The sequence below is a fragment of the Klebsiella electrica genome (assembly GCF_006711645.1).
GTDB classification, from domain to species: domain Bacteria; phylum Pseudomonadota; class Gammaproteobacteria; order Enterobacterales; family Enterobacteriaceae; genus Klebsiella; species Klebsiella electrica.
In genome coordinates, this window is record NZ_CP041250.1 from 72829 (window position 1) to 83988 (window position 11160).

The following is an 11160-nucleotide window of genomic DNA, read 5'->3' on the forward strand; positions in this document are numbered from 1 at the left end:
TCTGGACACACTGAGTAAGAAAATCAATTCTGCTGATCCTCGCCCGGTTTATTATATTCGGGCGCATTTGCGCGCGGCAGCTGCTGACTGTTCAGTCGATGTACGCGGAGCCGTTCATGGAAATATTCGCGCAGGTGTTCAGGCTGTTCCCGTTCAACAAGTTCCGGCACGACGGGCTTGTTCATGCGCTCCTGCCAGGCAACAGCAGCAGCCACCTTATCGACGGCAACTTTATCCTGCTCCTCCTTTGAAAAAGAGGCGATATTCCACTTTGACATATGCTTTACCGGTCTGCTTTACAGGAAGATATCCCTGATAATACGCGAATTCCGGGGCAACAGCGACTGACAACGGAGAGGAGAGTGCGCGGCGCCGGAGGCGCGGCGACGTCTCTCTCCGGCAGGCGCAGCCTGCCCGGGTTTTCGCGCGGCCGGAAGCGGCAGAGGTTCCCCCCTGCCCTGTGATTTATCGTGCCTTTCCCCCCTGAAGAATGAAATGGCCGCCAATATAGACGGCACACTGACAGGTCATGTATTCGCAGATTTCATCCATCACCTGCGCAGTGGTCAGTTCCCGCTGACCGGCATCGCGGCGGCGGGCATTAATCAGGGCTTTGTACTGTCGCAGGATATCGCGGCTTTGTGGTGCAAGTTTCATGTGCTTTCTCCTTAACCGGCGGGCTTCCCCGCCGGATAGTAATCAGTTGCTGAATACATAGCCTTCATGGAAGACATAGCCGCTGCTGAACAGATCCCGCGCGTAAGCCTCATAATCGAAATAGACGCGCAGGGATTCAGGCACCTCGTTTAACAGGCCGTGATCCTCCACAAAGCCATAAGCAAAATCCTCCTCGCTTTCAGCCTCGCCACAATACGCCTCATCAAAGGCGTCATAGTCGCACTCGCCGGTATAGTCCGCCCAGGCCACAAACGCGGCAGCGCGTCCTTCGTCCTGCGCCTGCCGGAATGCCTCGATAAACGCCCACTTAACAGAGGATTCAGAGGCAAACTGAGACGGGATCCCTTCCCAGTCCTGAAACATAAACTCGGGGTCATCCTCGGCGGCATGCAACGCCCGGCAGGCGTCATAAAATTCGTCTTCGTCGTCGAAGTCGGTTAAATCAAACCATTTGCCAAAAATACTGCCGCCGTTGTACTGGTGATATGTGCCCACGTAGACGGCCGGAACGGTTACTGATGAAGTCATTTTTGTCTCCCTGCGGGGCGGTGTAACCGCCCCGGTCGTTAATCAGTCCAGCGCGGCGTAAATAGCACTGCATTCGGGGTGAAAGGTGATGTGATTCCAGAGCTGGGCATCACGCAGCATATAAAGGCGAGTCAGCGCCGGGTTACTGCTGTCATGATGGGCCGCCAGACGGCGATTAATCGCCAGGCTGGTCAGAATAATGCCCGCCGCGTCGGCGCTGACAGTGCGATCAAACCAGTTTTCGCTACTGACCAGATGTACCCGGCCACAATCCGGCATCATGTAGCCGCCCCCCTCCGGCAGGCGAATAAAATGCCAGAAGCCGCCCTCATATTCGGGCATCCATTTTTTGGCCAGAGCGTACACCTGTAATTCCGCGAGCATGAAATCCGTGCCGAACAGGTACGGCATAAAAGACAGGCGGTCGGACTCCTCAACATTCAGGACCGGGCATGTATTCACATACTGCATGGATAAACCTCCGTAATCACATAGACTGCGGCACCGGGTTGTGCCGTGCCGACACGACAGCCCGGCGGAAAGCGGAAGATGCAGGGGCGACACCGGAGGCCGCAGCGCAGATATAGCGCGAAGCTGGTCTGGACGGTTTTCGAGCGAAACCTGAGCGAGAAAACGACGGGAAGAACGGCGAGCATCATAAAAAACCTGCGACCGGGCGAGGATGGCGGCGTCAGCGCACCCTTGCATCTGCAGCGGCCGGGCTAAAGTGAAGGCACGGCACTACCCGTCGCGATGCAGGAGGTTGAATACAGGGTTTCTCTCCCCCGTTTTTCGACCACCGGGAGAAAAGCGGAAGCAGATGTCGCAACGCGACAGACGCAGTAATAAGGCCACGGACCGGAGGGATGGGGCCGGGTGAAGCGGAGCCGGCGGCAACGGCAAGCCGGCGACTGCCTTATCCGGGGATGGCGGCGCCAGCGAACTCCAGCCTCTGCGGCTGCCGGGCTACAGTGAAGGCACGGCACAGCCAGCACACGGCACGGCGATAACAGAGGGTTGTGTTCACCCAAAAGGCCCGGAAACCGGGCCGGGTGGACGCGGAGCCGGCACGGCGACATCCTTATCGCACCACACCTCCTGTGCCGGCAGGCTGACAAGGGAGGGTCCCCCTCCCCTGACGCTCCGGGCTGTCACTCCTGAGTTCTGCTGGCGCGGGCCTCTCTCACCATTTCCCTTAAAACCCGGCGATCAAGCCAGCGCCGGACCGGAGTGTCCGTAAAACGCAGCTGATCAGCGATAACCCCTGCGCTCCTGATAGTTTCCTCCCGCTCGTTAACCAGGGTGAGCAGGACCGGGCAGAATCGCGCATCGCGAATCAGAATGGCATCGAGGACCTGATCCAGCCTGTCGGTTTCGTCTTCGTCCAGGCAGTTATCATGATCATACTCCACGGCCAGCAAGCGCCAGTCACCGATCCGCCTGTCCATCAGACGGGGAGTGACGGACGGCGTCAGCGCGGCGGCGATGCGCTTCGTATCCCGGTGGACGATTTCCGATATCTGCGTGAGGGAGGCTTTCAGGAAGGCCAGCAGATCGTCACATTCCGCCGCTGTCAGCCACTCCTGAGCGTAAGGCAGGCGGATAACCTGACAGTCAGCCAGCCGCTCCGGATGCGGATATGCCTGCACCGGAAAGAGATGCAGACGAGCCGGGGTTCCCGCCAGCCGCCGGGCGCTGGCGAGCAACAACGCAGCCCGGCCATACGTCAGCGGCTGACAAAGCTGTTCCGTAAGCGTGAGGATTTCCACGCCACTGAGAGAGCCGCAGGCGGCAAGCCAGCCGGGTACGGTTTCGGGGGCGACGGGCGCCATATCAACAGTGTCGGGCCAGCCAGCCTGGCGCAGCATCCGGTCGCCGTGACGCAGAATAAGCGTGTTAAGGGTTTCTTTTTTCATCATTATCGTCTCTGTCCGGGTTATATCTCCCCGCCGCGTGGCGGGGCGATCTGCTGTCAGCTTTTCAGTAATGCCCGCATTTTTGCTGTATCCGCCAGGCGGCGCATTACGCTTTCCGGCACCGGGAGATTGCGATCCCGTGCGGTCCATTCCCTGTCCCACAATGCCTGTTCGGCGGTAATCAGCAGGGTTTCAAGCAGGTCAACCGGCACAGTCACCCTCTGCCCGTTCTCTTTCACCTGGTCTATCAGTGCCATCACCAGGCCGGCTGACACGCCCGACTCAAGCCGTTGTTCTTCCGGTATAGTGTCCATGCGTTCCAGTACTGCCCTTACGTCATGTTCTGAAAAGGAATATTCCATCCCGTCAGCCAGCGCTTCAATATCCGCCGGGGTCCAGATAATCAGGTTCAGCGGGGTTTCTGCGGGATATTGCTCATTCAGCATCCTGCAAAGATCTTCACGGGTTCCGTACATGTTCTCTCCTCAATCCAGAAAGCTTTCATCGAGCATCAGTGCAATATTGAACGCCTCATCCATCAGGACGCTGAGACGTCGCAGACTGATACCGGCAAGCCGTTCCGCCAGTCCGTCGTACCGGTAGTGGTACGTGTCTTCCAGCACTTTCAGGGTGGTTTTCAGGTCGCAAAGATTGTTCGCCAGCCCGGCCATATCGCGGCGCAGGGCTTCGTGTCCGTCGTAATTCATTACGCGGCCTCCGGAAGCCATTCATCGTTCGCCGCCGGGGTATTTACGGCCCGGTGCATGGCGGCCAGTCGTTCGGTTCCGGCCCGGTGGTACTGCGCCAGCATTTCGATGCCGATATAGCGGCGTCCGGCACGGTATGCAGCGACGCAGGTCGAACCGCTTCCGGCAAACGGGTCGAGAACAATCGCGCCCGGAGCGCTGAATGACTCAATCAGCGGCTGTAGCGCCTCCACTGGTTTCTGCGTCGGATGCAGGGTATTACCGGTATACGGGAAGGGCAGCACATCCGGCAGCGGTTTAAGGGGCGGCACGGGGCGGCCTTTGGCAAGGACATAAGCCCCTTCATGGCAGTAGTCCACAAATCCGCGTCGGGCCCTGGCGTTACGACGGTTGGAGGCATAGTTTTTGGTGAACACAAGCTGGCCCACGGCATAGAATCCTGCCGCCTTCCACGCGGCCATAAAGCGGTCCACACGGTTCCAGCCGTAGAAGCTCACCATCAGCGCGTCTTTTTTAAGGACGCGGTACATCTCCAGCGTGGCCGGTTGCAGCCATTCGTCCGTCACATCCCCGGCAATCTGTCTGCCCTGACGGTCCTTAAAACCGACGAGGTAAGGCGGATCGGTCACAATAAGGTCCACGGCACGGTCGGGGAATCCGCGCATCACATCAATACAGTTCCCGAGAATGAATCTGGACATGGCAGCACTCCTGTAGTCTGAGGGGGCAGGAGGCATCACCGCGATACCGTTCCCTGCCGCACGCTGCCTGTTCATCGCGTCCGGTCACGGGTCAGGCCGACCGTGGAATACCGCAGCCGTCCGTCTTTTGGACGGCAAGGATATGCCGCGAAAGCGGCTTGAAGGGCGTTCCTTAAAAAGGCGAGGGACTGGCGTACACTCTCAACGACGCCGGGCCGGAGCGGAAAAACCGCCCGTCCCGTACCAGACCGGACGCGAGACACTGGCAGCGGGCGGCAGGCTTGCGTTAACTCCAGGCGAACGGGGAATTACCGGCATACCTGTCCACAAATCCGGGGCTTAAGATTGTGGATAACCTGAAGGCAAACGACGGAGAAGCGCGGGAGAACAGACGCCACCACGCCTGTTCTTTTTTTGAACAACCGGAAAGTTTGTATCAGCTGTTCAGGGATTTATCCCCGGCCAGGGACAGGCCAATATAGACGCCCGCCCCCCAGATGACCTGCGACAAAATGAAAACCCACTGCGGAACGTCGAAAACCAGAAGCGGAAGCAGACATACCGTCACAATGCCAATCAGCCGGCTGCCAAATTTTCTGCGCACCGGTTCACTGCTGTCGACGGGAATGCGGGCGAGACGGAGAACATTTCTGAATCCTGGTGACATGAGAACCTCCCTGGGATGCCAGTCATTTGAAATCGGTGTAGTAGTGGATGTGATTCGTACTGTTAGTCGCCGAATGCACGCCGCATATTTTTCTTTATTTCCCGGGTATCCGACCCGGACACCGGCGCGGCAGATGCTGCCGGCGTATCCGGTACTGCAGCTGCAGCCCTGTTCACGTCAGCGGTGCCGGCCATCTGCTGAACCAGTGCCTGCAGCTCACTGACCGAGGTGGGCGGTACCGGCATACTGGCCAGCAGGCGCGGCAGTTCAGGCGCCGTCGTGTGGAGGGCAAGACCGGTGATAATCAGGTTTCTCAGCAGATCCCCACGCAGACGGGATGACGCTTCCGTCAGCACACTTTCCACCCGTTCCCCACTCCGGCCATTCTGAAGCGTCAGGGTGTAACGCCGGCGCTGGTATTCCGTCTCCGGTGACACGGGCAGAGCAGCCCCACCATTTTCGGGCTCATCCGGAAGGCCGGTGAGTGAGGACCAGGTTCCGGAGACCAGGGCCATCACGGCGCAAAGGCGGACAGCGCTTAGCTGCCCGGCAAAGAACACCGGGATCAGCGCCGGTAAACGGGCATCCACCTGGTATACCACCGCCCCGGCGGTGGCGGCGGTACGGATGAACTCACCGCGCAGGGGCTGTGAGATGGTGCTGATGGTTGCCATCGCCGCGATGTCGGTGCGATCGTCGCTGTGCAGATAGAAAGAATACTGGCCGTCCGGCACGTTTAGTCCTCTTTATTGTAAAGGGCAATCTCCCTGGCCAGCGCCATCTGCGGATCGCCTATAACCTCGATACGGTCAGGAGCCAGAGGCCAGGCCTGACGGATAGCTTCTTCTATGAGGGAAGCCCCTCCCCCGACCAGGAATACCCGGTTAACGTTCCTGAAGGCCGTCAGCTCACTGGTGACACGCGCCCCCAGGGAAGTGATCGCCTCTGTTATTTTGTTCCGAACCTCGTCGATTTTACCGGCATCGTTGATCACACGCTGCAGATACTGACGATCATTGCGGTTGCGGATGACAGTGTCAGCGATGAGGGCGCTGGTTTCGCTGTCTGCCGCACGCAGCGCGCCTGCAGCTGCGCGGGTGACCTGTGACACGCCGACAGACGGATTACCGTGCACCGCACTGATATCATCAAACTGGCCGACAATCACACCGGCATCGAGCGTGGTACCACCGAGATCGATAATCAGGGTGGTCTCAGCGGGGCCGGGTTTCAGCTCCGCGAGACGGGAGAACGCTGCCGGTAGTGATTCCGGCATCACCTTCACGTCCGTTACGGTAAATGCCCTGCCCTTATTCAGAACCAGCTCACGCATCAGGTTTTCCCGTTTGCGTCGTATGTTCTCCTCGTTCCGCTGGCAGTCCCCGTCGTAATACTCACTCAGGGGCAGCGTCACGGTCAGGCTCACCGGCTGCGGCTCCAGTCCGCTGTTCAGCAGCGCATGATGCACGGCCAGCAGGTTGAGATCACCGTACTGATATTCCACGTTTGTTGTCGGGATGGCATCCCGACTGACGCTGTCCCAGGTGTATTTCAGCGTCCCCACCTGATAGTTGAACGTTGCCGCACTGAATTCCGCCACTTTCCAGCCATGCCGGAAGGAGTTCGCAGAAACCCGGGTCTGAAGCTCATCGCCTTCAAACCATGCCAGCTTAACATTAGTTGAACCATCATCGCAGTAAATATTCATCAATATGCTCCGTTAGTTACACTCAATTTGATACCAATTATAAGAGCAAAATGAAAAAAACAAAGTAACATTTCTCAATATGAGCAATATAAAAATATCAAAATGATTAATATAAGCATTTTGAACACCTTTATTTACTCAAAATGTTCTTAAGGCAGGCGATCTGGATTATCGTCACGCTGTTAAATATGTCGCGGTAGGGATACCCGTTACCGGATACCCCCCGCACAGATCCCGGCGTGCGCGATTTACGCACCGGGCTCCTGCCTCGGGTGTCTGGCGGTGAACCGCTCCACAGGCCATGGATGAAGAACCCGAACCCCTGGTAGCCATGCGGCTGCCAGTTTGTTTGCTTTCGTCCAGGTCGTATCATCCTTCTGGCTCCTGCGCCTGAGCGCCCGGCGCCAGAGGTTTGTTACGTGTGTCCTGAACTTCTGCATGGTGGGGAAGTTGCCCGGTACCGAGTGATAGTTCAGGTATCCCTGAACCACTCTCCTGAGCCATTTTCCCTGTTCGGGGATTGAGTAATGCCAGCGCCTTCGCAGACCGTCTTTGATGGCTTTCAGAGTTGCCGTCATCCGATCCCGGCGGGTCTTTCGTATCAGCATGAACCTGCCGTTGCGATCTTTCCCGCTGATGTGCGTGAACCCGAGGAAGTTGAACGTTTCTGGTTTGCCTTTTCCCCTGATGGCACGGTTTTCGGCAGCGAAGCGGCCGAACTCCATCAGACGGGTTTTCTCCGGGTGAACCGTGAGTCCGAACTCCCTCAGTCTGCGCTGCATGGCTATACGGAAGCGCCGGGCATCGTATCGTTTGTCGAACCCGATGACGATGTCATCGGCGTATCTGACCATTACCACATTGCCTGTGGCATAGCGACGTCGCCACTGATGCGCCCACAGATCGAAGACGTAGTGGAGGTATATGTTTGCCAGCAGCGGTGAGATGACCGCACCCTGTGGGGTGCCTTCCTCCGTTGCTCGCCATTGACCCTCCTCCAACGTCCCGGCTGTGAGCCACTTACGTATGAGCCTGATTACGCTCCGGTCGCCGATCCGATGCTCTGTGAACCTGATCAGCCATTCGTGGCTCACCCTGTCGAAGAACTGACTGATGTCGGCATCCAGTACCCAGTTTACGTTAGTGCGTACCAGCCCTGTGGCCAGTGCGTCCAGTGCATCGTGCTGGCTTCGCCCGGGTCTGAACCCGTATGAGAACCCCATAAAGTCGTTTTCATAGACTGCGTTCAGGATTTTCACCAGCGCATACTGGACGATCTTGTCCTCCAGCGAGGCGATGCCGAGCGGGCGTTGTTTTCCATCCGCTTTTGGGATGTAGTGACGCCTGCCGGGCTGCGCCCTGTAGCTGCCCTGATGTAGCCTCCGGTGCAGATCTGTTATGTTGTTCTTCATGTTTCCGGCGTAGTCCATCCACCTGATGCCATCCACTCCGGCGGCCGCTTTCCTGCTCAGGGAGAGGAATGCGGCTTCCAGTGCTTCGACTGTCAGCAGGTGGAACAATGCTGTAAACCGTTCTTTCTTCCGCTGCTTCGCAGCTTCCCGCACGCGTGACAGCCTCTGTGACATGCTTTCCCGGCTCTGTGTCCGGCGCATGTGTGGCTGTTCCGCGTTCCCCTTGGCCCCGCTCCTTCGCTCCACTGACTCCGCTCCTTGCGGGTTGTTCGCCTGCTTCGCCGCTACTATGAGCGAGTCCGACTTCTCCTCTCCGTACATCACCGGCTATGACTCCTCGTCTTCCCGGTGCGGGCCGTCTCCGACACTGGCAGATGGTCAGAGGGGAGATCTCCCGGTTCCCGCGTAGAGATCGTATTGACATGCCAGGGTCTCAGACCCCGCCGGGTCCATGTGGCACTCGCAGTATCGCACCCTATGATGTTGCCTTCCGTTAACAGTACAACGTCGGCACCCGGTAATTTAATATACATTTCGTGGCTCAATGGCTGGCCTGTCAACACCCCTGTCAACGCTTCGCCCCATACCTCGCGGTATGCAACGCATGACTCGGGGACCTTGTGGATTGCTGGTCCTTCAATGGTCGGGGACTTTCACCCCTTGATCTCTACCGGTCTCCCGGCGCACACTGTATGCATAACCAGTAAAATTAGAGTGTCAGGAGGAAAGATGAAGCTACAACTTTTCAGCACCGGGAAAGAACTCCCGCCACAGGCCCATCCATTGTTTGCCGATCTGGCCAGCTGCGGTTTTCCCAGCCCAGCTGCTGACTATGTCGAGTCCGATCTGGATCTCCATGATTACTGCATACGGCATCCGAGCGCGACGTACTACCTGCGTGCCAGCGGAGACAGCATGGCCGACGGCAGTCTGTACAATGGCGATCTGCTGGTTGTGGACAGTGCTGAAAAGCCGCGGCACGGCGATATCGTTGTCGCCAGCGTACAGGGGGAGTTTACGGTGAAACGGCTTCTGCTGACGCCGCGACTGACGCTGCAGCCCATGAATGCCTCCTGGTCGCCGATTTATCCTGATCCCGACGAGCTGGATATCTTTGGCGTTGTCACGCATATCATCCACCGCCCGAGGGAGATGTACTGATGTTTGCCCTGGCCGATGTGAACAGCTTCTATGCCAGCTGTGAACGTGTTTTCCGCCCGGATTTGAAAGGAAAGCCGATAGTCGTCCTGAGCAACAACGACGGGAACGTAATCGCTCGCAGTGCCGAGGCGAAGCCCTGGATCAAAATGGGAACTCCGTGGTTTCAGATAAAAAACGAAAGGTACCCGGAAAAAATATATGCGTTTTCAAGTAATTATGAACTTTACGCCTCGATGTCGGCGCGCGTGATGAACTGCCTGGAGGAACTGGCCCCCAGGGTGGAACAGTATTCCATTGATGAGATGTTCCTCGACCTGACCGGCGTGGAGCACTGTATGGGGCTTGAGGACTTCGGCCGGCAGCTGCGTCAGCACGTGTATGACTGTACCCGCCTGACCATTGGCGTGGGCGCCGGACCAACGAAAACCCTCGCAAAATCAGCCCAGTGGGCCTCAAAAGAGTGGAAACAGTTTCGTGGCGTACTCGCGCTGACCAGGGGAAATCCGCAAAGGACGCGGAAACTGCTTTCACTGCAGCCGGTTGAAGAAATCTGGGGGGTGGGTAACCGTATTGCACGCAAGCTAAATGTGCTGGGCATAAAAACCGCGCTCGATCTGGCTCTGACGAACCCGGCCTTCATCCGCAAAAATTTTTCTGTGGTCCTTGAGCGAACGGTACGGGAACTGAACGGGGAAAGCTGCCTTTCGCTTGAGGAAGCCCCTCCGACGAAACAGCAAATTGTCTGCAGCCGCAGTTTTGGCGTGAAGATCACGGAGTACGAGTCACTCCGTCAGGCTATCTGTCAGCACGCAGAGCGGGCCTCTGAAAAACTGCGTAAAGAGCACCAGTATTGCCGGCATATTTCCGTTTTCATCAAAACGTCTCCGTTCGCCATTAAAGAGCCTTACTACGGCAACGTGGCTACGGAAAAACTGCTTACACCCACTCAGGACACCAGGGACATCATTGCAGCCGCCACAATGGCTCTGGAGCGTATCTGGAGGGATGGGCACCGGTATGCCAAAGCCGGAGTTATGCTGAATGACTTCACCGGCTCCGGCGTTTCGCAGCTGCAGCTGTTTGACGAACGCCCGCCACGCCCTCACAGTGCTGAGCTGATGAGGGTTCTGGACGGGATCAACAACTCAGGGCTGGGTAAAGTATGGTTTGCCGGTAGAGGAATTGCGCCATCCTGGCAAATGAAACGCGATATGCTCTCCCCTGCGTACACCACTCGCTGGAGAGATATCCCCGTTGCGAGGATCGGTTAAATTTTGCCTTTCAGAGAGAGCCAGCAGTGCTCGCCGCAGCCGAACGACAGGGCGAAGCCCGCGAGTGAGCGAGGAAGCACCAGGGGAGCTGAAGCCTTTTAAAGCACCTTACGCACTTAAGTTCTATAGATTCCATAATGAGTTATCCACATATCCTTTGAGTAGATCCAATAACTTACCCTTAGTTATCCAAATAGATCCAAACTGATCCCTTTAGCGGCAAAACCTTTGTTTACGGGCTTCGTAGCGATTTCAGGTGTGTCGTAGTGGGAAAAAGGTGTTCTGAAGCGGGAAAAAGGTGTGTCAAAACGGGGTAAGGGTGGGTAGAATCGGGAAGAAAGGTGTGTCGAAACGGGAAATAGTTAATATTTAGGCACATATCGATCATATGCTATGAATGGATATAACTAT

Annotated in this window: 14 protein-coding genes and 1 pseudogene; 2 read left to right on the plus strand and 13 right to left on the minus strand. The window is 57.1% G+C overall.

All coding sequences use genetic code 11. The features are described 5' to 3' along the window. Positions 1-23: 23 nt before the first annotated feature. From Electrica_RS28005 to ltrA, 13 genes and pseudogenes are all read right to left on the minus strand, one after another. Positions 24-278: a DNA polymerase III subunit theta gene (locus Electrica_RS28005; protein ID WP_032409268.1), complete on the minus strand. Its 255-nt coding sequence runs from the start codon at positions 276-278 to the stop codon at positions 24-26. A 187-nt stretch (positions 279-465) separates the two neighbouring features. After that, positions 466-657 (minus strand): hypothetical protein, encoded by a 192-nt coding sequence (locus tag Electrica_RS28010; RefSeq protein ID WP_001568047.1) that lies wholly within the window; start codon positions 655-657, stop codon positions 466-468. Positions 658-699: 42 nt separating this feature from the next. Beyond that, positions 700-1206 carry an antirestriction protein ArdA gene (locus Electrica_RS28015; RefSeq protein WP_013214014.1) on the minus strand — a complete coding sequence of 169 codons (507 nt, stop codon included), beginning with the start codon at positions 1204-1206 and terminating at the stop codon, positions 700-702. Positions 1207-1248: 42 nt separating this feature from the next. Further along, positions 1249-1677 carry an antirestriction protein gene (locus tag Electrica_RS28715; protein WP_001568045.1) on the minus strand — a complete coding sequence of 143 codons (429 nt, stop codon included), beginning with the start codon at positions 1675-1677 and terminating at the stop codon, positions 1249-1251. 680 nt (positions 1678-2357) lie between these two features. Continuing rightward, positions 2358-3125, minus strand: coding sequence for a hypothetical protein (locus Electrica_RS28025; RefSeq protein ID WP_022631157.1), 768 nt, complete (start codon positions 3123-3125; stop codon positions 2358-2360). A 53-nt stretch (positions 3126-3178) separates the two neighbouring features. After that, positions 3179-3598, minus strand: coding sequence for a DUF1380 family protein (locus Electrica_RS28030; RefSeq protein ID WP_115659001.1), 420 nt, complete (start codon positions 3596-3598; stop codon positions 3179-3181). Positions 3599-3607: 9 nt separating this feature from the next. After that, on the minus strand, positions 3608-3829 hold the full coding sequence (locus Electrica_RS28035) for a hypothetical protein (protein ID WP_001568042.1): 222 nt from the start codon (positions 3827-3829) through the stop codon (positions 3608-3610). Continuing rightward, entirely contained in the window at positions 3829-4530 is a 702-nt protein-coding gene (locus tag Electrica_RS28040; protein ID WP_001568041.1) for a DNA methylase, read from the minus strand. The genes Electrica_RS28035 and Electrica_RS28040 overlap by 1 nt, the downstream gene beginning before the upstream one ends. A gap of 71 nt (positions 4531-4601) precedes the next feature. After that, positions 4602-4771 (minus strand): annotated as a pseudogene (locus Electrica_RS28720) (hypothetical protein); the annotation flags it as partial. Between the two features lie 195 nt (positions 4772-4966). Beyond that, a complete protein-coding gene (locus Electrica_RS28050) occupies positions 4967-5197 on the minus strand; it encodes a hypothetical protein (protein WP_040245863.1) in 231 nt (76 codons plus the stop codon). 62 nt (positions 5198-5259) lie between these two features. Further along, positions 5260-5931, minus strand: coding sequence for a plasmid partitioning/stability family protein (locus tag Electrica_RS28055; RefSeq protein ID WP_013214012.1), 672 nt, complete (start codon positions 5929-5931; stop codon positions 5260-5262). Between the two features lie 2 nt (positions 5932-5933). Beyond that, complete coding sequence (parM, locus tag Electrica_RS28060) at positions 5934-6905, minus strand: plasmid segregation protein ParM domain-containing protein (protein WP_032425559.1); 972 nt, start codon at positions 6903-6905, stop codon at positions 5934-5936. Positions 6906-7153: 248 nt separating this feature from the next. Continuing rightward, positions 7154-8641 carry a group II intron reverse transcriptase/maturase gene (gene ltrA, locus Electrica_RS28065; protein WP_167686294.1) on the minus strand — a complete coding sequence of 496 codons (1488 nt, stop codon included), beginning with the start codon at positions 8639-8641 and terminating at the stop codon, positions 7154-7156. A 405-nt stretch (positions 8642-9046) separates the two neighbouring features. Here ltrA and umuD point away from each other — a divergent pair, with 405 nt between their 5' ends. Together umuD and Electrica_RS28080 are read left to right on the plus strand one after the other, a co-directional pair. Then, positions 9047-9478: a translesion error-prone DNA polymerase V autoproteolytic subunit gene (gene umuD / locus Electrica_RS28075; RefSeq protein WP_001568036.1), complete on the plus strand. Its 432-nt coding sequence runs from the start codon at positions 9047-9049 to the stop codon at positions 9476-9478. Further along, positions 9478-10749 (plus strand): Y-family DNA polymerase, encoded by a 1272-nt coding sequence (locus Electrica_RS28080; RefSeq protein ID WP_004197646.1) that lies wholly within the window; start codon positions 9478-9480, stop codon positions 10747-10749. Before umuD ends, Electrica_RS28080 begins: the two co-directional genes overlap by 1 nt. Positions 10750-11160: the final 411 nt, after the last annotated feature.